The organism is Lysobacter yananisis (assembly GCF_031199375.1).
In the GTDB taxonomy this organism is placed as follows: Bacteria; Pseudomonadota; Gammaproteobacteria; order Xanthomonadales; family Xanthomonadaceae; genus Lysobacter; species Lysobacter yananisis.
Window position 1 is genome coordinate 6,135,690 of record NZ_CP133568.1, and the last position, 19,945, is coordinate 6,155,634.

A 19,945-nucleotide genomic window follows, 5' to 3' on the forward strand; every position below is an offset into this window, starting at 1 on the left:
TGTCATGACTGATCCTTAGTCCTGGCCCATCCGGGCCGCGGCTGCATCCTGCTCCTTACCCCGCACCATACCCCGATACGGCCGTTCCCGCCCGCCTCGGGGAACGCATCGTCCCCGCCCGTGAACCGGGCGGGAACGCACTGCCTCATTCCGCCGGCAACTGCATTTCCTTGAGCAAATGCGGCGCCGGATACACCTTCGCCAGCAGCCAGCGCATGTAGCGCATGTCGACATGGATCGCGCGCTTGTAGCGCGGATCGAACATCCAGCTGGCGCTGACCGCCTCCCAGTTGCTGTCGAAGTTCAAGCCGATCAGGCGGCCGTGGGCGTCGAGCACGGGCGAGCCGGAGTTGCCGCCGGTGGTGTCGAGGTTGGTCAGGAAGTCGACCGTCTGGGTCTTGAGTTCGGGGTCGGCGGTGCTGCCGAAGTCGCCCTTGGCGATGGCCGCGCGCAGCGCCTGCGGCGCGTCGAACGGCCGGGCGCCGGTGTGCTTCTCGACGATGCCCTGGACCGTGGTCAGCGGGCGGTAGCGCACGCCGTCGCGCGGGTCCATCGAGCTGACCGCGCCGTAGCTCACGCGCAGGGTCGAGTTGGCGTCGGGATACACCGCGCGGCCCTGCGACTGGCGATAGCCGATCAGCGCGCGCATGTAGGCCGGGCGCAGGCGCAGCAATTCGCCTTCGCGCGCCTTGCCCTCCTCCTCGATCCGCGCGAACGCCGGGCTCAGCGCCGCGGCCGCCTTGAGCAGCGGATCCGTCGAAGACTGCAGCGTCTTGGCATCGGCCTGCATCGCCTGCAGGCGCGCGGCTTCCTCGCCGAAACCGGTGCCGGCGTAGACCGCGTCGATGCTGCGCTTGAGCGCGGCCTCGTCCTCGCCCGGGAACACCCGCTCGATCTCGGCCACGCGCTGGGCGCCCTGCGCGGCGCGCTTGTACTGCAGCAGCAGATAGGCCAGCAGTTGCTTCTCCACCGGCTCGCGGTAGCGCCGCTGGACCTGCTTGAGGCGCCCGGCGATCAGCGCCTCGTCGCGCTGCTGGTAGCCGGTTTCGCGCTGCGCGTCGGGCTTGGCGCGCTCCTGCGCCAGGCGCTGCACGGTCAGCGCGGCGTTGAGCAGTTGTACCTGGGTGCGGATCGCGGTCAGCAGCTGGTCGCGTTCGCGCGTGGCCGCGCCGGCGTCGAGGACCTTCTGCGCCGCATCGATGTCGGCGCGGATCGCACGCGCGTCGGGCTGTTTGTCCAGCCACGCCAGCATCGCCTTCTCGTCCTCGCCGCGCACCCGCACCGCGTCGCTGCGGCGCAGGCCGTCGAGTTCGCCCTGGGCGCGCTTGAGCGTGTTCTTGAACCCCTTCACCTGCGCGGCGTAGCTGACCTTGGCGTCGGCGGAGCCGGCCGCGGCGGCGTCGATGGTCTCGATCATCTTGCCGTACAAGGCCACCCGCGACGGCAGCTGCCACTGCACCTGCTGGACGAATTCGGACGCCATGCGGTGGCGGAAGGTCGTGCCCGGGTAACCGGCGAGCATGGCGTAGTCGCCCTCGCGCACCGGATCGGTGGCGATCTGCAGATGGCTCGGCGGCTGGTAAGGCACGTTGTCGGGCGCGTAGTCGGCGGGCTTGCCGTCCTTGCCGACGTAGGCGCGCAGCAAGGTGAAATCGCCGCTGTGGCGCGGCCAGACGAAGTTGTCGATCTCCTCGCCGTAGTTGCCGATGCTGTCCGGCGGCGCGTACACCAGGCGGATGTCGCGCAGCTCCAACTGCCGGATCAAATAGAAATCGCTGCCGTAGTACATGTTGGCGACGCTGCAGCGATAGCCCTGCTCGCGTTCGCACTCGGCCACCAGGGTCTTGCTCGCGCTGTCGACCGCGTCGTAGTAGGCGCGGCCGCGCTTGCCGCGCGCGTCTTGCAGGATGCGCTCGGTGACCTTGTCGAAACCGGTGGTCACCAGCACGCGGAAGTCCGGATTGGCCGGCAGTTCGGCGGCGCGGTCGGCGGCGACGAAGCCGTTGCCGATGAGGTCGCGCTCGGGCTTGGCGTTGTACTGGATCACCCCGAACGCGACGTGATGGTTGGTCAGCACCAGGCCGTCGGCGGACACGAACGAACCGGTCGCGCCGCCGACCTTGACCACCGCGTTCATCGGCGCGCGGGTCAGGTCGGCCAGGTCGGCGGGGTCGCCCTTGAATCCGGCCGCGCGCAACTGGCGGGCGATGTCGGGCAACTGCGAGGGCATCCACATGCCTTCGTCGGCCTGGGCGGCGGTGGCGCACAGCGCCAGGGACAGGGCTAACACACGGGGGCGCATGGTGATTCCGTACGGCAAGGAAGCCGCGACGATAGGCCAAGCCGCCCGCCGCGGGCAAACCCGCCCGGGCGGCCCGGCCGCGGCGGGGGCGTATAATTCCGCCCTGCATTCCCGCCCGTCCCGCCCGGCGCCGCCGCGGCCCTGTAGGTATCGAAATCCCATGACGCAAACGATGAAGGCCCTGGTCAAGCGCGAAGCCGGCAAGGGCATCTGGATGGAACAGGTGCCGGTGCCCACGCCCGGTCCGAACGAGGTCCTGGTCAAGCTCGAGAAGACCGCCATCTGCGGCACCGACCTGCACATCTACCTGTGGGACGAGTGGAGCCAGCGCACGATCAAGCCCGGCCTGGTGATCGGCCACGAGTTCGTCGGCCGCGTCGCCGAGCTCGGCCCCGGCGTCACCGGCTACCGCGTCGGCCAGCGCGTCTCGGCCGAAGGCCACATCGTCTGCGGCCATTGCCGCAACTGCCGCGCCGGCCGCCAGCACCTGTGCCCGAACACCACCGGCATCGGCGTCAACCGCGACGGCGCGTTCGCCGAATACATCGTCATGCCGGCCAGCAACCTGTGGCCGATCCCGGACCAGATCCCCAGCGAACTGGCGGCCTTCTTCGATCCCTACGGCAACGCCGCGCACTGCGCGCTGGAGTTCGACGTGGTCGGCGAGGACGTGCTGATCACCGGCGCCGGCCCGATCGGCATCATCGCCGCCGGCATCTGCAAGCACATCGGCGCGCGCAACGTGGTGGTCACCGACGTCAACGACTTCCGCCTCAAGCTCGCCGCCGACATGGGCGCGACCCGCGTGGTCAACGTCGCCAACCAGTCGCTCAAGGACGTCATGGCCGACCTGCACATGGAAGGCTTCGACGTCGGTCTGGAAATGAGCGGCAACCCGCGCGCGTTCAACGACATGCTCGACTGCATGTACCACGGCGGCAAGATCGCCATGCTCGGCATCATGCCCAAGGGCGCCGGCGCCGACTGGGACAAGATCATCTTCAAGGGCCTGACCCTGCACGGCATCTACGGCCGCAAGATGTACGAGACCTGGTACAAGATGACCCAGCTGGTGCTGTCGGGCTTCCCGCTCGGCAAGGTGCTCACGCATCAATTGCCGGTGGACGAATTCCAGAAGGGCTTCGACCTGATGGAAGCGGGCAAGGCCGGCAAGGTCGTGCTGAGCTGGAACTGACGAAGCAGGAGTGAGCGTGGAGGAGTGAGGAGTGAGCGAAAGCTCTCCTCCGCTTCCGCTCACTCCTCGCTCCTCCACGCTCACTTCTCGCCTCCCCCACTCACTCACGCGACCGCCCCCGCCATGTCCCTGACCCAGCACTACGCCGACACCCTCGAAGAGATCCGCGCCGCCGGCCTGTTCAAGTCCGAGCGCATCATCACCAGCCCGCAGTCGGCGCAGATCGAACTCGCCGACGGCCGCAACGTGTTGAACTTCTGCGCCAACAACTACCTCGGCCTGGCCGATCATCCGGACATCATCCAGGCGGCCAAGGACGCGCTCGACAGCCACGGCTTCGGCATGGCCTCGGTGCGCTTCATCTGCGGCACCCAGGACCTGCACAAGCAGCTGGAAAGCACCATCTCCGATTTCTTCGGCAAGCAGGACACGATCCTCTACGCCGCCTGCTTCGACGCCAACGGCGGTCTGTTCGAGCCGCTGCTGGGCGAGAACGACGCGATCATCTCCGACGCGCTCAACCACGCCTCGATCATCGACGGCGTGCGCCTGTGCAAGGCCAAGCGCTTCCGCTACGCCAACTGCGACATGGCCGACCTGGAGAAGCAGCTGCAGGCCGCCGACGCGGCCGGCTGCAAGACCAAGCTGATCACCACCGACGGCGTGTTCTCGATGGACGGCTTCATCGCCCCGCTCGACGAAATCGTCGCGCTGGCGGAGAAGTACGGCGCGCTGGTGCACATCGACGAATGCCACGCCACCGGCTTCCTCGGCGCCAACGGCCGCGGCTCGGCCGAAGTGAAGGGCGTGCTCGACCGGATCGACATCATCACCGGCACCCTCGGCAAGGCCATGGGCGGCGCGCTCGGCGGCTTCACCACGGCGAAGAAGGAAGTGATCGAGCTGCTGCGCCAGCGCTCGCGTCCCTACCTGTTCTCCAACTCGCTGCCGCCGCACGTGGTCGCCGCGGGCATCAAGGCGTTCCAGATGCTGGCCGCGGCCGGCGACCTGCGCGAGCGACTGGCGCAGAACACCGCCTACTTCCGCGAGCGCATGACCGCTGCGGGTTTCGACGTGAAGCCGGGCGTGCATCCGATCAGCCCGGTGATGCTGTACGACGCGCCGCTGGCGCAGAAGTTCGCCGAGCGCCTGCTCGAGGAAGGCATCTACGCGATCGGCTTCTTCTTCCCGGTGGTGCCGCAGGGCCAGGCGCGCATCCGCACCCAGATGTCGGCCGCGCACACCCGCGAACACCTGGACCGCGCGATCGACGCCTTCATCAAGATCGGCCGCGAACTGGGCGTGATCGGGGCCTGATCGCGATCATGGCGGCACGCAAGCGCGCCATCGCGGGCCGGGGCCTCCCGGCCCGCATCGTTCTGGCCGGGAGCGGCTCGGCCCGGCCTCGCGCCGCAGCGCGGCGCTGACGATGCGCTCCGCGCTACGCCGCCGCCTGCTGCAAGCCGCGCGCACCGACGCGCTGGCGACGCTCGACGGCGACACCTGGCGCAGCCGCTGCCTGCATTGCCGGCGCGCGCTGGCCGTGCGCGCCGACGGCGAAGCGCTGGGCGCGACCTCGCTCGAACACGTGGTGCCCAGCGCCTGGTTCGGCCGCCGCGCCGCGGCCGCGCTGACCGCGCGCGTCGGCGAGGACGCCGACGATCCGCGCAACCTCGCCCTCGCCTGCGCGCCGTGCAACCACGGCAAGGGCTGCAGCCACGACGCGCGCGGCCCGGGCGACGCCCGCGCGCGCGAGGTGGTCGCCGCCCTGCTCGACGCGCGCCTGCTGCGCTGGCGCGAACCCGATGCGGGCGACTGAAGCGGGCCATTGAAGCGCGCCACGACCGCCCCGGACGGCGCGTGGACGCCGAGCGCTCGAAAACCGCCGCCCGAACCGGGCCGATCGCATCGGCCCGGTCGAATCGGAACCTCCGGCGAAACCCCGCCGCGCTTACTGCTGCGCCGCGATCATCGCCTGCTCGAGCTGGGTCAGCTTGAGCGTCAGCTGGGTCAGGCTCTGGTCGGCGAGCACCAGATCGAGCTGCGAAGCCGGCTGCATGCTCAGGATCAGCAAGCGGGTCTGCAATTGCTGGGTCAGGCTCTTGGCCACGTCGGTGTAGTTCACCGCCTGCTGCTGCGCCGCGCCGTTGAGGTACAGACCGTTGTCGAGCGTGTGCTGGTTGTCGTTGCGCAGGATCGCCAGGTTCGAAACCATCTGCTGCGACTGCGCCCTGGCCAGGGTGAACGACACCGAGGCGGGCGTGGTCTGCCCCATCTGCAACTGCATCTTGGCGATGCTGTAGTTCTGCTTGAGCGCGGTGAAATTCTGCTTGACGATCGCCAGCCGCTGATCGGCCGCGACCGGATCGGCGCCGGCGCCGTGGACGAACAGCATCAGCAGCGTCAGCGCGAAGGCGCGAAACGCGGCGAACGGCGCGCTCGCGCGGCGGCGCGCGGCGGTGGAAGCGATAGCGTGGGACATCGGGCTCTCCTTGTCGGTGGGTCGGGGGTCTAGGGTTGGGTTGGCGGCTTGGGTCTGGAACATGCGGCGATGCCGTTCGACTCGACCCGCGGCATCGGCATGGCCATGATCGCCGCGGGGACTGGCGCCGATCGGGCCGCGGCCGTCGGCGCCGCGGTCGTCAGGCCTGGCTCAACGCCAGTTCCGCTTCCAGTTGCGCAAGCTGGCGGTCGAACTGGACGCGCTGGGCGTCGATCAGCGCGCGTCCGAACGCGCTGGGCTGCAAGATCATCTGCGCCAGCGAGGCATCGATGAAACCCGCGGTCTCCTCGACCCGCTCGCATCTCAGCCGCGCACGCTCCAGGGCCCGCGCATCGGTGTACTGCCCGTGCTCGCGCGACTTGCGGATCTCGACCAGCACCTCGCCCAGATACAGGCCGATCGCCGTGGCGTTGGCGCGCGCCAACGCGAAACTCGCCACCGCCTCCTCGGTCCGGCCGCTGTCCATGTGCGCGTAAGCGTCCTGAAGATTCGACTCCAGTACGGAGCGCTCGCTGCGGACCTGCTCCATCAACCGCTCGGTCTCGACCGGATCGGCCCGCGCGGCGGCGCAAAACGACAGCACCGCCATCAGCGCGACGGCGCGCAAGGCGGCTACGAACGCGCCGGCGCGCGCGGGCGCGCGCAGGGACAGGGATGTTCCGAACATGGTCTTGCTCCTGGTAAGCATCATTGAGTCCACGCAGCGACGGGGCCGCACCAGGGCCCCGCCGCGCGGACGCGGCTCAGGCCTGCGCCATCGCCTGTTCGAGTTGCTGCATGCTCATGTTGAACAACAGGATCTGGGTGTTGAGCATCTGCCGGGTGATCGCGCTCGGCGGCCGCTCGATCTCCAGCGTCTGCAGATAGACCTCGACGAACTTGATCCGCTGGCTGGCGGTGCGGCCGTATTCGATCGCGCGCTCCAGCGCCTGCAGGTCGTTGTATTGGCCGGCGTCGCGCGAGGCCAGGTTTTCCTGCACCAGGCGCTTCAGCTTCGCGTCGATCTTGACCGCCTCGATCCGCGCCATGATCAGCGCGGTCTGGGCGTGGCTCGGATCGTGGTCGAGATACCAGTTGACCTGTTGCATCTGCACGTCGAACACCTGCCGCTCGTAGCGGATGGTCTGCAGGATCTGCGCGGCGACGGCGGGGTCGGCCTGCGCGCCGGCGCTGAACAACAGCACCGTCGCCAGCGCGGCACCGCGCAGGCTGGAAATCAGGGCGCCGGCGCGTTTGCGCTGGACGGACGTGGCGGGGGCAAGCGTGGCGTGGGACATGGCGTTCTCCATGAAGGTTGAGGTGCTGCGGGGCGCAGGCCCGGCCTGCGGACGTCGTAGCGGACGCCCGCAGCCGGGCCGCGGGGAGTTTCGTTCGTCGGATTGGGTGCGGCAGGCCGGACCGGACCGGGCGATGCCGTAGCGCTTGCGCAGGGCGGCCGCGGGGCCGCGCAGGTTGCGCGCGCGCGTCGGCGCATGTGCATATCGAACCGATGCGCGCGAGCGCGCCTGCGCCGGCAACGGACGGCGATGCGCCGGCTCCGAGTCCGCACTGGGCGCGTAGCGATGATTCGTGGCGTCCGGCCTGTCCCCTGAGCGCGGCCGGGCCGTCATGGCACCTCCTTGTGGCTGCGCCGCTTCCCGCAGCGCCGGCGGATCGTACACACCGGCGCTTGCGACGCTCCTGCTCGACTGTAGCCCGAGAGCGGCGCGGCGACTGTTACTTGAGTCGGATTTCGGCCACGCCGCGGGCCCGCCACAACCGGCGCTCTTCGCGGCGCGGCGCAGTCCGCGGCATGCGCAAGACGCGCCGCGTGCGCGGCCCGCGAAGGTTCACGACAAGCTGCGCAGATCCGCCTCGTCGAGGCTGCGCCACTGCCCCTTGCCCAAGTCGCCCAGGGCCAGCGAGCCGATCGCGACCCGGATCAGCCGCAGCGTTTCCAGATCGAACTCCGCCAGCAAGCGGCGGATCTGCCGATTGCGGCCTTCGTCGAGCACGATCTCCAACCATGCGTTCTTCTCGCCGGCGCGCAGCAGCCGCGCCGACTTCGCGCGCAGGCGCTCGCCGTCGGCATCGACGCCTTCGCCCAGCGCGCGCAGCAGCGCCTCGTCGGGAATCGCGTCGATCTGCACGTGGTAGGTCTTGTCCGGCCCGTGTTCGGGATCGGTGATGCGCGCGGCCCATTGCGGGTCGTTGCAGAACAGCAGCAAGCCTTCGCTGGCCTTGTCCAGGCGCCCGACCGGGGCCAGCCACGGCAGCGGCGCGCCGTCGAGTTCGGCGCCGTCGAAGCAGCGGTAGACGGTGTCGCGGCCGCGCTCGTCGTGGGCCGTGGTGACCAGCCCGCGCGGCTTGTTGAGCATCAGATAGAGCCGGCGCGCGTCGCCGGACCGCTCGCCATCGACGAGGATGCGATGGCGGCCCTGCACGATCGGAAACTCGGGATCGCGCACCACCCGCCCGTCCACCGTCACCCGCCCGGCGGCGACCCAGCGCGCCGCCTCGCTGCGCGAGCACACGCCCTGCTTGGACAGCACGCGGGCCAGGCCGTGACGGGGCGGGGTCTTGTTCAAGGCGGGTCCGGGATTCGAAGGGCAGCGGCGCGCATTATCGCAGCCGTCGCCGGAGCGGCGGCCTTGTCCGCGCACTCGCGTCCGGCAGGCCGCGCACGCTTTGTGGGAGGGACTTCAGTCCCGACGCTTTCGTCGCAGACCGCCGCGAACCGGACCCAAGACGCCGAGGCCGAAGCCTCTTCCGCAACCGCGAAACCCAACCACGTGGATCGATGCTTCGCTGCGAGTCTCCGCGATCGGACATGCGCGGCGATCCGACACAACCGCGTCGTAGCTGAAAGCCCCTCCCACAACGACGCGCCAACTACCTACCGGCGCCGCCGATGGACCAGCTCCCATCGCGAGCCGCCGAACGCTTCGCCTGCGCCAAAACGAACGGCCGCGGACGAAGCCGCGGCCGTGGGTCGCTGCGCGAGGCGCGGCTTACTTCTTTTTCTTGCCTTCCTCGGCCTTCGGCGCTTCGGCTTCGGCGACCGGCGCGGGCGCCGCGGCGGCGGCGGCGCCGGGCGCACCCTTGGCCACGCGCACGCCCTTGGCCTTCATCCACGCGCTGAACTCGTCGGCGGTCATGCGCTTGCCGCCCTGGCTCATGTCGAAGCGCCACGGGGTGTTGTCGAACTGGGTCTGCGGCTTGTACGCGGCCGGATCGTTGGCCGAGGGCATGCCGGTCGAGGCCGGGGTGGCCTTGGCCACGGTGCAGGCGTCGAGCTTCATCCGCAGCAGCACTTGATCGACCGAGAGCGCTTCGTCCAGGGCCTGCGACAACACGCCGGTCGGCGCGCCGAGCTGGTGCGAGGGCGCGACCAGTTCCGGCGCCACCGGCGCGATCAGGGTCGGCTGCACCGGCTGCGCGCGCGAGGCGGTCAACGCGGCGCAGTTGGCGGCGCTGGTCTGGGCCTGCGCGGACGCAGCGATCAGGATCAAGGACGTGGCGGCAAGCAGTCGGCGCATGAGGGGCTCTCTCCAGGTCGGCGCGGGACGGGATCGGCGCGAAGGCAATGCCTCGCCGCGCGGTCGTCGGTGCGCGCCAGTGTAGGCGGCCGTGCGGGATCGGACAACCCGCAAAATCAGGCATTTATCGGCTTTTCTTATGAACGGGCCGAACTGCGGCGCGCAAGCTCGCGCGGCGCAACGGGGGGACCGTCTGTCGCTAAGGCGAAACGTCGCGGAGCCGGCGGCGCTCGCTGCTTTTGTGGGAGGGGCTTCAGCCCCGACGCTCTTGTTCCAGATCGCCGCGATCAGAGCGAAGAGCATCGGGGCTGAAGCCCCTCCCACAAAAGCCGTTCTCATGGGCCCCATCACCTAGGGCCCGTCCCACAGACAAAAAAGAAGCCCGGCACGAGGCCGGGCTTCTTCGTATCGCTACGCGGGCCGCGAACGGCCCGCGCTACGCCGCTTAGTTCTGAGCGTTGAGCTCGGTGCGGCGATTCTTCTCGCTCTTGCAGCCCGGCAGCGTCTGCGCGGTGTTCTCCAGCGGACGGCTCTCGCCGTAGCCGACCGGACCCGCCAGGCGACCGGCGTCGACGCCGTTGCTGGTCAGGAAGTCGTACACGGCCTTGGCGCGGCGCTCGGACAGCTTCTGGTTGTAAGCGTCCTTACCGCACAGGTCGGTGTGACCGGCGACTTCGACGCGCAGGCTCGGGTTGCGCTTCAGGATCTCGGCGGCCTCGTTGAGGATGGCCACGGCGTCCGGACGCAGGGTCGCCTTGTCGAAATCGAAGTTCACGCCCTTCAGGTCGATCGAGACCGGAACCGGGCAGCCGTCCGGACCGATGGTCTGGCCAGCCTGCGAGTTCGGGCACTTGTCGTCGCAGTTGTTCACGCCGTCGCCGTCGTCGTCCTTATCGGCGCAGCCCTGCTCCACGACCGGAGCCGGGGCGACCGCAGCGACGGGCTCCGGACCCAGCGGGACCACGATGCCGACCGAAGCCAGCACGTCGCCGAACCAGTCTTCCTTCGAAGCGTTGACGCTCTGGTCGTCGAAGTCGGCGCGGTAGGCCAGCTCGGTGCGGATGCCGACGCGGCCCAGGTCGCCCTGAATGCCGACGCCGACCTTGGCGGCGAAGTTGCCGTCCTTGCGGTCGGCCGGCGAGTTCGGCGACGGAATGAAGTATTCCTCTTCCGAACGCTGGTAGCCGATGCCGGCCAGCAGGTAGGGGTTCCAGTTGCGGCCGTCGGTGACGAAGTGGCGGCGCAGGTCCAGCGAGATGCCGTACTGGCTCCAGTTGGCGTCCTGGTTGGCGTCGAACTTCGGGTTCTGGTAGTTCAGCTCGCCGTCGAGCGACCAGTTCTTGTTGAGGAACTTGCCCAGGCCGATCGCACCGAACGGAGCGTTGCGGGTGCCGCGGTCGTTGTCCTGGATGTTCATGCCGGCGGCGCCGGTCAGGTACCAACGGTCATCGAAATCCTGCGCGCTGGCCACCTGCGAGAAAGCCAAGCCCGCCAGCAAAGCGGTGCTCAACATACGGATCTTCATTTGTAACTCCTTCAGATCGATCGGAACGGGGGGTAGATCGGGACTGTGTGATCGGGACAGTCTTCTGCGGCGCTGACTCTATGGCAGAGACACTTTCAGCACTGGCACGAGCCAAGGGCCGCGGTCACTGGCGGGGGGATCATACACTGTCAAGAAGATTGTTAATACCACTTAACGTAGTTCAGGCGGGCCAGAACCAGTGCGTGATTTAACGCGTCCACAGTTATTGCGCACACATCGGAGTGGCCGGGCCGACGAACGGTCGAGCATTGCGGGGAAACTGCGGCGCAGTTCCTGATTCGCGCCGCTCATCGGCAAACCAGTCCTTACATAAATAAGGAGCCCGGCGCGGGGCCGGGCTCCCGGATATCGCCTGCCGCGGGCCGGAAGGCCCGTGGCGGAACTCGCGTCCGATCAGTTCTGGACGTTGAGCTCGGTGCGGCGGTTCTTCTCACTCTTGCAGCCCGGCAGCGTCTGCGAGGTCTGCTCCAGCGGGCGGCTCTCGCCGTAGCCGATCGGGCCGTTGAGGCGGCCGGCATCGACGCCGTTGCTGGTCAGGTAGTCGTAGGCGGCCTTGGCGCGGCGCTCGGACAGCTTCTGGTTGTAAGCGTCCTTGCCGCACAGGTCGGTGTGGCCGGCGACTTCGACCTTCAGCTCGGGATAGCGCTTCAGGATTTCGGTGGCCTCGTTGAGGATGGCCACGGCGTCCGGACGCAGGGTCGCCTTGTCGAAGTCGAAGTTCACGCCCTTCAGGTCGATGGTGACCGGAACCGGGCAGCCGTCCGGACCGATGGTCTGGCCAGCCTGCGAGTTCGGGCACTTGTCGTCGCAGTTGTTCACGCCGTCGCCGTCGTCGTCCTTGTCGGCGCAGCCGGCCTGCACCGGCGGCGGCGCGACGACCGGAGCGGCCGGTTCCGGACCCAGCGGCACCACGATGCCGACCGAGGCCAGCACGTCGCCGAACCAGTCTTCCTGCGGCGCATTGACGCTCTGGTCGTCGAAGTCGGCGCGGTAGGCCAGCTCGGTGCGGATGCCGACGCGGCCCAGGTCGCCCTGGATACCGACGCCGACCTTGGCGGCGAAGTTGCCGTCCTTGCGGTTGCCCGGCGACAGCGGCGACGGAATGAAGTACTCCTCTTCCGAGCGCTGGTAACCCAGGCCCATCAGGATGTACGGGTTCCAGTTGCGGCCGTCGGTGACGAAGTGGCGGCGCAGGTCCAGCGAGAGGCCGTACTGGCTCCAGTTGGCGTCCTGGTTGGCGTCGAACTTCGGGTTCTGATAGTTCAGTTCGCCGTCCAGCGACCAATTCTTGTTCAGGAACTTGCCGAGGCCGATCGCGCCGAACGGCGCGTTGCGGGTGCCGCGGTCGTTGTCCTGGATGTTCATGCCGGCAGCGCCGGTGAGGTACCAACGGTCGTCGAAGTCCTGGGCGCTGGCGACTTGCGCGAGGCTCAGGCCACCCAGCAGGGCGGCGCAGAGGAGTTTCTTATTCATCTTCTAGCTCCTGTTTCTTTAGAAAGGAAACCGCGTCTGCGAGGTTTCTACCGTTCAGGACGGCCGCCTGGACGACGCCGACCCGCGCAGGTTAGGTTTGCCAACGTGAAAGCGGTGTTAACAACCGTCTAACATTCGAGCCGGTTCCATGAATACCGGGACCCGGTCGCAATTCGTTCATAAAAGAAGTGCAGTTCCATTCAGCTGGAACTGCACTTATGAAGTGCTAATCCGGCGCCCGATGGCGGGCGTCCGGATCAGCCCGCGGCGATCACTCGCCCTGGCGCACGAACAGGCCCATGAACTCGGTCACCGGCAGGGCTTCGAGCTCGGCCGGGTTGTTGGCCAGGGCCAGCAGGCGCTCGGCCTGGGCGGCCGGCAGCTTGGCGCGGATCGCGGCCTCGAACTTGGCCATCAGCACCGGGATGCCCTCGGCGCGGCGCTTGCGGTGGCCGATCGGGAAGTCGATCGACACCTTGTCGGTCGAGGTGCCGTCCTTGAAGAACACCTGCACCGAGTTGCCGATGTAGCGCTTGTCGGGGTCGAAGTAGTCCTTGGTGAACTGCTCGTTCTCCTTCACCACCATCTTGTCGCGCAGGGCGTCGATGCGCGGATCGGCGGCGACGGCGTCGACGTAGTCGTCGGCGGTCAGGCGGCCGAAGATCAGCGGCACGGCGACCATGTACTGCAGGCAGTGGTCGCGGTCGGCGTAATTGGCCAGCGGGCCGGTCTTGTCGATGATGCGCACGCCGGCTTCCTGGGTTTCCAGTTCGACGCGTTCGATCTGGTCGAGCTTGTCCTTGACCTGCTCGTGCAGCTTCATCGCGCACTCGACCGCGGTCTGGGCGTGGAACTCGGCCGGGAACGAGATCTTGAACAGCACGTTCTCCATCACGTAGCTGCCGAACGGACGCTCGAACTCGAACTGCTTGCCCTTGAAGGCGATGTCGTAGAAGCCCCAGGTCTTGACCGACAGCGCGCTCGGGTAGCCGACCACGCCCTTGTTGGCGTTGAGCGCGTGGGTCACGGCGCGGCGGCAGGCGTCGCCGGCGGCCCAGCTCTTGCGCGGGCCGGTGTTCGGAGCGTGGCGGTAGGTGCGCAGCACGCCGTTGTCGATCCACGAATGCGAGACCGCGGTGACGATCTCGTCCTTGCCGCCGCCGAGCATCTGGGTGGTGACCGCGGTCGAGGCCAGGCGGACCAGGATCACGTGGTCGAGGCCGACCCGGTTGAACGAATTCTTGAGCGCGTAGCCGCCCTGGATCTCATGCGCCTTGATCGCGTGGCCGAGCACGTCGCGCACGGTCATGGCCTTGCCGCCTTCGGCCTCGGCCTTGCGGCCCAGGTAGTCGGCCACGCCGAGGATCGCGCCGAGGTTGTCGGACGGGTGGCCCCACTCGGCCGCCAGCCAGGTGTCGTTGAAGTCGAGCCAGCGGATCTGCACGCCGATGTTGTAGGCGGCCTGGACCGGGTCGAGCTGGTAGGCGGTGAACGGCACCCGCGCGCCGCCCTGCATCTCGCCGCCGGGGACCAGCGGGCCGAGGTGCTTGAGGCATTCCTTGTGGTCCATCGCCAGCGCCGCGCAGGCCAGCGAGTCCAGCAGCATGTAGCGGGCGGTGTCGTAGGCTTCCTTCGAGTCGATCTGGTAGTCGGCGACGTAGTCGGCGATGTCGACCATCGGCTTGTCGGGGTCGGGGCGGACGGTCGAACGGATGTCGAAGTGGCTCATGGGCGAAAGGCCTGCGGTGAGAGAGCCCGCTATTTTGCCAGACCGCGAAGACGCGGCGGACCGCCGGGGTATGGAAGCGACGAGGCGGCTCCGATGTGGCGTGAGTCAACAATCGACCTTCCCAGCCGCGATTGCCGACGGCTGCGGAACGATCAGGCGCGCAGGCGCGGCTTGGAAATCGCCGGAGCGAGGATCACCCTTGCGCCATGGACATTCCCACCCGCCTGCCGACCCTATTCCTTTCGCACGGCTCGCCGATGCTGGCGCTGGAGGATTCGCCCGCCGGGCGCTTCCTCGACGCGCTCGGCCAGCAACTGCCGTGGCCGCGCGCGATCGTGATCGCCTCGGCCCACTTCATGACCGACCGGCCGATGGTCGGCGGCCACGAGCGGCCGCACACCGTGCACGACTTCGGCGGGTTCCCGCAGCCGCTGTACCAGATCCAGTACGCCGCTCCCGGCCAGCCGCGCCTGGCCGAGCAGGTGACCGCGCGCCTGGCCGACGCCGGGCTCAACCCCAAGCTGCGCGACAACCACGGCCTCGACCACGGCGTGTGGGTGCCGTTGCGGCGCATGTACCCGCAGGCCGACATCGCGGTGGTGCCGTTGTCGGTGCAGCCCTACGGCACGGCGGCGCAGCATTACGCCGTCGGCCGGGCGCTGTCGGCGTTGCGCGACGAAGGCGTGCTGGTGATCGGCTCGGGCGGCTTCGTGCACAACCTGGGCGACCTGGACTGGAGCCACCGCGACGCGCCGATGCCGGACTGGGCGGCGGAGTTCGCCGGCTGGATGCACGCCAAGCTGGCCGCGGGCGACCGCGAGGCCCTGCTCGACTGGCAAGCGCAGGCGCCGCACGCGCGCCGCGCGCATCCGACAGTGGAGCACCTGATGCCGCTGTTCGTCGCCCTCGGCGCGGCCGGCGCCGAGCCGACAGTGCGCACGATCCATCGCTCGCACGAGATGGGTTCGTTGGCGCTGGACGCGTTCGCGTTCGACTGAGGGCGGGCGTCGCGTCGCTTCCGGCGTGCCATCCGTTCGCCGCGCGGTTGCGGTCGCCGGCTGGGCGATGCGCGAGCTGCGCCTACGACAAGACGAGCACGACGCCACCACACCTCGTCATTCCGGCGAAAGCCGGAATCCATTTTGATCCTGCTGTAGCTGTTGCTTGTGCTCGCCTCTGAGCCCGACGCAGTCGTCCCGCAGCCCCGGAGGGCGTGCGCATGGATGCGCACGCGCGCCATGGGGCAGGATGCCCCTTATGGCGCGGCCCCGCGCCCCTTTCGAGCCCTAGTGGCTCTTGATCCGAAAAAGATAAGGCCTTTTCTTTGGTTACTTTCTTTGTGGCTTAAGACAAAGAAAGTGACCCGGCCGCTTGCGGACGGAAGCCCTTGATCTTCGCTTGTCGTCACGCGTGCAAACACGCAAACGCAGACCCCACCGCGGCACGCCCCCTGTAGGAGCGGCGCAAGCCGCGACCGCGCTATCGTGACGATTGCGAAAGCTTCGGCGTAGTTGCGTTGCCGCGGTCGCGGCTCGCGCCGCTCCTACAGTCGGACACCCAACCTCACGATCGTCATTCCGGCGAAAGCCGGAACCCATTTTGATCTGTTGTTTACGCTCTTATTGATGTCTCGCGCGACGACAAGCCACCATCAACAGCTTTCGTCCGCAAGCGGCCGAGCTACTTTCTTTTGTCAGCGCGACAAAAGAAAGTAGCGCTGGTCTCTAACCTCAAGTGCATCACCTCAGTGAGGCACTGTGAATGGGCCAGCAGTATTCACATCTGAGCGCAGAAGAGCGCGGGGCCATCATGGTCTTGATCGCCCAAGGGGCGAGCGGACGGCAAATCGCCCAGACGTTGGGTCGGGCGCAAAGCACCATTGCTCGCGAGTTGCGCCGTAATGGGTTTCGGTCCCATTCGGGGCCGCCGCTACGCGGACGCCCCCGTTTCGACCCTGGCTACGATGCGACCCGGGCGGGCCGGCGGGCCCAACGGCTGCGGCGACGGGCGCGGGTGCGCCGCAAGCTGCGACGCGACACCGTGCTGTGGCGACGCGTGCGCTATTGGCTGGAACGGTGCTGGTCGCCGCAACAGATTGCCGACAAACTGCGGGATCTGTACCCGGACCGGCCCTGGCTGCGCGTGTCGCACGAAACGATCTATACCGCGATTTATGCGATGCCGCGCGGCGAATTGCGCCGCCAGGTGACCCGTCTGCTGCGGCAGGGGCGCAAGTCCGGCCGCCGCACGCGCCAGGGAAGCGACGCCCGCGGCCATCTGCCGGATCTACCCAACATCCGCCTGCGGCCGCCGGCCGCGCATGAGCGCCTGATGCCGGGGCATTGGGAGGGCGACCTGATCGTGGGCGCGCACAATCGCTCGGCGATTGGGGTATTGGTCTGCCGCCGCACCTTGTACGTCAAGCTGGTCAAGCTCGCCGACGCGACCGCGCACACGGTGCTGGAGGCCTTCAGCTCGGCGTTCGAAGGTGTGCCGGAAAGTTTGAAGAAGACCTTGACCTACGACCAGGGCAAGGAAATGGCATCGCATCGGCAGTTGAGCGAACGCACTGGTTTAGCGATCTACTTCGCCGACCCCCATAGCCCGTGGCAACGCGGAACCTGCGAAAACACCAACGGCTTGTTGCGGCAATACTTTCCCAAGGGCACCGATCTGTCGGTGCATTCTGCGCAGCGCCTCAAGGAGGTGGCGTGGGAAATGAACAACCGCCCCCGTCGTAGCCTGGGCAGGCGCTCGCCCGTCGAGGTGCTCTATGAGGAACTCAAAAACCCGCGGGCGCAGGGTGATGCACTTGGACATTGACTCCGCCAGCCAAAGAAAAACGCTTGTTTAAGGTCACAAGCCACTAGGTCCAGCACCTTGCGCGGGGATGCGCCGTAAGGGGCATCCATGCCCCTACGGCGCACGCGCGCATCCATGCGCGCGCCCTCCGGGTCTGCGGAACAGTGAGCTTCGGCGAAGTTACGTCCAAGCCAAAGCCAAAGCCAAAGCCAAAGGCAAAGGCAAAGGCAAAATGGATTCCAGCTTTCGCTGGAATGACGGCAGCTGGGTGGTTTCAGCGCGAAGGGAAATGCGCAGCCGCTGCTTCCGCAACTTCCACAGAAAAGCGAAGACCCACGCAGCAGCGATACCCATGCCGCAATTGGCGACCGCAACTTGCGCTCAAACCTCGCGCTCCCACGGCGGCACCTCGCCGAAAGACTCAGCCATGAAGTCGATGAACGCGCGCACGCGCAACGGGACGTAACGCCGCTGGGGCATCACCGCGTGGATCGCGGTATCGGGCAGGCGGTGCTTGGGCAGGATCTGCACCAACCGACCGGCGCGCAAGTCCTCGTGCACGTGCCAGACCGAGAAGTGGGCGATGCCGAGGCCGGCGATCGCGGCGTCGCGCAGGACTTCGCCGAAATTGCTTTCCAGCCGCCCGTTGACCCGCACCAGGCTCTCGCGCCCGGCGGCGTCGAGCACGCGCCAGTTCTCCATCCGCCCTTGCGCGCCGACCAGCAGCAGGCATTCGTGCCCGGTCAGGTCCTGCGGCGCGCGCGGGGCGCCGTGGCGGCGCAGGTAGTCGGGCGAGCAGGCCAGCACCCGGCGGTTGTTGGCGAGTTTGCGCGCGACCAGGTTGGAGTCGTCGAGCCTGCCGATGCGGATCGCCAGGTCCATGCCGGCGGCGATCAGGTCCAGGTTTTCGTCGCTGAGGTTCACGCTCAGCCGCACCAGCGGATAACGGCGCTGGAATTCGGGCAGCAACGGCGACAGGTACAGGCGGCCGAACGCGGCCGAGGTGGTCACCCGCAGTTGCCCGGCCGGCTCGCTGCCGGCGCGGCGCAGGTCGTCGGTCAGGCCTTCGAGTTCCTCGATCAGGGCGCGGCCGCGCTCGGCCAGGGCCAGGCCCTCGGCGGTGGCGTGCAGCTGGCGCGTGGTCCGGTGCAGCAGGCGCACGCCGAGGTCGCGCTCCAGGCGCTTGAGGCGCTGGCTGGCCACCGCCGCCGACAGGTCCAGGCTGCGCGCGGCGGCGCTGATCGAGCCCAGGTCGAGGACGCGCAGGAACAGGTTCAGGTCGGCGATCCGGTCCATGGGATTTTCAATTTTCAATTGAAAGTGATTCGCCATCCTGCTGGTTTTTCGACAAGATGCAACGGCCCAGACTGGCGCATCTTTCTTCCCGGATGCGTCCCATGCACGCCCCCTCCCCGTCCTCCGCCGCCGTGCCCGCCGCGGGCGGCCGCGCGCGCCTGCCGGTGGCGCTGTACGCGCTGACCGTCGGCGCGTTCGGCATCGGCACCACCGAGTTCGTGATCATGGGCCTGCTGCTGCAGGTCGCCGCCGACTTGCAGGTCGGGCTGGCCGCGGCCGGGCTGCTGATCTCCGGCTACGCGCTGGGCGTGTTCGTCGGCGCGCCGGTGCTGACCGTCGCCACCGGGCGCATGCCGCGCAAGGCGGTGCTGGTGGCGCTGATGCTGATCTTCACCGTCGGCAACATCGTCTGCGCGATCGCGCCGAACTACACGGTGCTGATGATCGCGCGGGTGATCACCTCGCTCGCCCACGGCACCTTCTTCGGCGTCGGCGCGGTGGTCGCCACCGGGCTGGTGCCGCAGGACCGCAAGGCCTCGGCGATCTCGATCATGTTCACCGGCCTGACCGTGGCGACCCTGCTCGGCGTGCCGGCCGGCGCGTGGCTGGGCCTGCACTTCGGCTGGCGCTCGACGTTCTGGGCGGTGGCCGCGATCGGCGTGATCGCGACCGCGGTGATCGCCGCGCTGGTGCCGCGCGACCGCGGCAGGCCCGAGCCGGTGGCGCTGCGCCGCGAACTGCGCGCGGTGCTGCATCCGCAGGTGCTGCTGGGCCTGGCGATGACGGTGCTGGGTTTCGCCGGCGTGTTCACCGTCTACACCTTCATCCAGCCGATTCTGACCCGCCTCAGCGGATTCGGCGAGGCCGCGGTGTCGCCGATCCTGCTGGTGTTCGGCGGCGGCATGATCCTCGGCAACCTGGTCGGCGGACGCTTCGCCGACCAGCGCCTGGCGCCGGCGCTGATCGGCACCCTGGCCGCGCTGGCGGCGGTGCTGGGGGTCATGACCTTCGCGTTGCGCGAGCCGATCGCCGCGGTCGCGTTCGTCGGCCTGCTCGGCGTGGCCGCGTTCGCGACGGTGCCGCCGCTGCAGCTGTGGGTGCTGCAGAAGACCGATGCGGCCGGACAGAACCTGGCGTCGAGCCTCAACATCGGCGCGTTCAACCTCGGCAATGCGCTGGGCGCCTGGCTCGGCGGCGCGGTGATCGAACGCGGCCCGGGGCTCGGCGCGGTGACCTGGGTCGCGGCGCTGGTGACGGTGTCGGGACTGATGCTGGCGCTGCTGGCGGCGCGCCTGGATGCGAAAGGCCGCGCCCGCGCGCAGCGCGGCGGCGAGTCAGGCGCCGCGGCCGCGTGCGTCGGCTGAGCGACGCGCATGGGTCGCGGGACGACGCCGCGGCCTGCGGATTCGCTCGCAACTCTCCCCTGACCTCATCGCCGCGGATGCCCGAACCCCAAGCGTCATCGCGACACGGCCACGAACTCCCGCCCGCGCCGAAGCCGCGGCAACCCAGCAAAACGACCTTCCAGCAAGACCCCCACTTTCCCGCGTCGAATCCCGACGCCTTCCCGGCCTGCCGATC

Annotated in this window: 17 protein-coding genes; 7 read left to right on the forward strand and 10 right to left on the reverse strand. The window is 68.4% G+C overall.

Going from position 1 to position 19,945, the window contains the following annotated elements; all coding sequences use genetic code 11:
* Positions 1–145: 145 nt before the first annotated feature.
* Positions 146–2,302 carry a S46 family peptidase gene (locus tag RDV84_RS25450; protein WP_309152047.1) on the reverse strand — a complete coding sequence of 719 codons (2,157 nt, stop codon included), beginning with the start codon at positions 2,300–2,302 and terminating at the stop codon, positions 146–148.
* A gap of 160 nt (positions 2,303–2,462) precedes the next feature.
* On the opposite strand from RDV84_RS25450, the gene tdh reads away from it, so the two are divergent.
* From tdh to RDV84_RS25465, 3 genes are all read left to right on the forward strand, one after another.
* Complete coding sequence (tdh, locus tag RDV84_RS25455) at positions 2,463–3,497, forward strand: L-threonine 3-dehydrogenase (RefSeq protein WP_205757570.1); 1,035 nt, start codon at positions 2,463–2,465, stop codon at positions 3,495–3,497.
* A gap of 123 nt (positions 3,498–3,620) precedes the next feature.
* Positions 3,621–4,814, forward strand: coding sequence for a glycine C-acetyltransferase (kbl, locus tag RDV84_RS25460; protein ID WP_057946684.1), 1,194 nt, complete (start codon positions 3,621–3,623; stop codon positions 4,812–4,814).
* Between the two features lie 112 nt (positions 4,815–4,926).
* On the forward strand, positions 4,927–5,316 hold the full coding sequence (locus RDV84_RS25465; RefSeq protein WP_078999858.1) for an HNH endonuclease: 390 nt from the start codon (positions 4,927–4,929) through the stop codon (positions 5,314–5,316).
* 132 nt (positions 5,317–5,448) lie between these two features.
* Here RDV84_RS25465 and RDV84_RS25470 read toward each other — a convergent pair whose 3' ends face one another.
* The 5 genes from RDV84_RS25470 to RDV84_RS25490 form a co-directional block, all read right to left on the reverse strand.
* Entirely contained in the window at positions 5,449–5,979 is a 531-nt protein-coding gene (locus RDV84_RS25470; RefSeq protein ID WP_078999857.1) for a hypothetical protein, read from the reverse strand.
* 160 nt (positions 5,980–6,139) lie between these two features.
* Complete coding sequence (locus RDV84_RS25475) at positions 6,140–6,667, reverse strand: hypothetical protein (RefSeq protein ID WP_309152048.1); 528 nt, start codon at positions 6,665–6,667, stop codon at positions 6,140–6,142.
* Positions 6,668–6,743: 76 nt separating this feature from the next.
* Positions 6,744–7,277, reverse strand: a complete 534-nt coding sequence (locus tag RDV84_RS25480) for a hypothetical protein (protein ID WP_309152049.1) — start codon at positions 7,275–7,277, stop codon at positions 6,744–6,746.
* Positions 7,278–7,829: 552 nt separating this feature from the next.
* Positions 7,830–8,642 (reverse strand): pseudouridine synthase, encoded by an 813-nt coding sequence (locus RDV84_RS25485; RefSeq protein ID WP_425606182.1) that lies wholly within the window; start codon positions 8,640–8,642, stop codon positions 7,830–7,832.
* Positions 8,643–8,990: 348 nt separating this feature from the next.
* Positions 8,991–9,518, reverse strand: a complete 528-nt coding sequence (locus RDV84_RS25490) for a hypothetical protein (protein ID WP_309152051.1) — start codon at positions 9,516–9,518, stop codon at positions 8,991–8,993.
* A 139-nt stretch (positions 9,519–9,657) separates the two neighbouring features.
* On the opposite strand from RDV84_RS25490, the gene RDV84_RS27240 reads away from it, so the two are divergent.
* Positions 9,658–9,873 (forward strand): DUF6053 domain-containing protein, encoded by a 216-nt coding sequence (locus tag RDV84_RS27240; protein ID WP_425606180.1) that lies wholly within the window; start codon positions 9,658–9,660, stop codon positions 9,871–9,873.
* A gap of 90 nt (positions 9,874–9,963) precedes the next feature.
* Here RDV84_RS27240 and RDV84_RS25495 read toward each other — a convergent pair whose 3' ends face one another.
* The 3 genes from RDV84_RS25495 to RDV84_RS25505 form a co-directional block, all read right to left on the reverse strand.
* The gene (locus RDV84_RS25495; protein ID WP_057946678.1) at positions 9,964–11,043 is read right to left on the reverse strand and encodes an OmpA family protein; all 1,080 of its coding nucleotides are present in this window, start codon (positions 11,041–11,043) and stop codon (positions 9,964–9,966) included.
* A 414-nt stretch (positions 11,044–11,457) separates the two neighbouring features.
* Complete coding sequence (locus RDV84_RS25500) at positions 11,458–12,537, reverse strand: OmpA family protein (RefSeq protein WP_078999852.1); 1,080 nt, start codon at positions 12,535–12,537, stop codon at positions 11,458–11,460.
* 271 nt (positions 12,538–12,808) lie between these two features.
* A complete protein-coding gene (locus RDV84_RS25505; protein WP_057946676.1) occupies positions 12,809–14,266 on the reverse strand; it encodes a bifunctional 2-methylcitrate dehydratase/aconitate hydratase in 1,458 nt (485 codons plus the stop codon).
* A 206-nt stretch (positions 14,267–14,472) separates the two neighbouring features.
* Here RDV84_RS25505 and RDV84_RS25510 point away from each other — a divergent pair, with 206 nt between their 5' ends.
* Positions 14,473–15,264, forward strand: a complete 792-nt coding sequence (locus RDV84_RS25510; protein ID WP_057946675.1) for a DODA-type extradiol aromatic ring-opening family dioxygenase — start codon at positions 14,473–14,475, stop codon at positions 15,262–15,264.
* 763 nt (positions 15,265–16,027) lie between these two features.
* The gene (locus RDV84_RS25515; protein ID WP_057945874.1) at positions 16,028–17,089 is read left to right on the forward strand and encodes an IS30 family transposase; all 1,062 of its coding nucleotides are present in this window, start codon (positions 16,028–16,030) and stop codon (positions 17,087–17,089) included.
* Between the two features lie 360 nt (positions 17,090–17,449).
* Here RDV84_RS25515 and RDV84_RS25520 read toward each other — a convergent pair whose 3' ends face one another.
* Positions 17,450–18,364, reverse strand: a complete 915-nt coding sequence (locus RDV84_RS25520) for a LysR family transcriptional regulator (protein ID WP_309152052.1) — start codon at positions 18,362–18,364, stop codon at positions 17,450–17,452.
* Positions 18,365–18,465: 101 nt separating this feature from the next.
* Between RDV84_RS25520 and RDV84_RS25525 the strand changes: the two genes are divergently transcribed.
* Complete coding sequence (locus RDV84_RS25525) at positions 18,466–19,728, forward strand: MFS transporter (RefSeq protein ID WP_309152053.1); 1,263 nt, start codon at positions 18,466–18,468, stop codon at positions 19,726–19,728.
* The last annotated feature ends 217 nt before the right edge of the window (positions 19,729–19,945 follow it).

Coding starts and splice junctions, on each gene's coding strand:
- RDV84_RS25510 (WP_057946675.1), top strand. CDS start 14,473: ATGGACATTCCCACCCGCCTGCCGACCCTATTCCTTTCGCACGGCTCG.
- RDV84_RS27240 (WP_425606180.1), top strand. CDS start 9,658: ATGAACGGGCCGAACTGCGGCGCGCAAGCTCGCGCGGCGCAACGGGGG.
- RDV84_RS25490 (WP_309152051.1), bottom strand. CDS start 9,518: ATGCGCCGACTGCTTGCCGCCACGTCCTTGATCCTGATCGCTGCGTCC.
- RDV84_RS25470 (WP_078999857.1), bottom strand. CDS start 5,979: ATGTCCCACGCTATCGCTTCCACCGCCGCGCGCCGCCGCGCGAGCGCG.
- RDV84_RS25495 (WP_057946678.1), bottom strand. CDS start 11,043: ATGAAGATCCGTATGTTGAGCACCGCTTTGCTGGCGGGCTTGGCTTTC.
- tdh (WP_205757570.1), top strand. CDS start 2,463: ATGACGCAAACGATGAAGGCCCTGGTCAAGCGCGAAGCCGGCAAGGGC.
- RDV84_RS25465 (WP_078999858.1), top strand. CDS start 4,927: ATGCGCTCCGCGCTACGCCGCCGCCTGCTGCAAGCCGCGCGCACCGAC.
- RDV84_RS25520 (WP_309152052.1), bottom strand. CDS start 18,364: ATGGACCGGATCGCCGACCTGAACCTGTTCCTGCGCGTCCTCGACCTG.
- RDV84_RS25525 (WP_309152053.1), top strand. CDS start 18,466: ATGCACGCCCCCTCCCCGTCCTCCGCCGCCGTGCCCGCCGCGGGCGGC.
- RDV84_RS25450 (WP_309152047.1), bottom strand. CDS start 2,302: ATGCGCCCCCGTGTGTTAGCCCTGTCCCTGGCGCTGTGCGCCACCGCC.
- RDV84_RS25480 (WP_309152049.1), bottom strand. CDS start 7,277: ATGTCCCACGCCACGCTTGCCCCCGCCACGTCCGTCCAGCGCAAACGC.
- RDV84_RS25515 (WP_057945874.1), top strand. CDS start 16,028: ATGGGCCAGCAGTATTCACATCTGAGCGCAGAAGAGCGCGGGGCCATC.
- RDV84_RS25475 (WP_309152048.1), bottom strand. CDS start 6,667: ATGTTCGGAACATCCCTGTCCCTGCGCGCGCCCGCGCGCGCCGGCGCG.
- RDV84_RS25505 (WP_057946676.1), bottom strand. CDS start 14,266: ATGAGCCACTTCGACATCCGTTCGACCGTCCGCCCCGACCCCGACAAG.
- kbl (WP_057946684.1), top strand. CDS start 3,621: ATGTCCCTGACCCAGCACTACGCCGACACCCTCGAAGAGATCCGCGCC.
- RDV84_RS25500 (WP_078999852.1), bottom strand. CDS start 12,537: ATGAATAAGAAACTCCTCTGCGCCGCCCTGCTGGGTGGCCTGAGCCTC.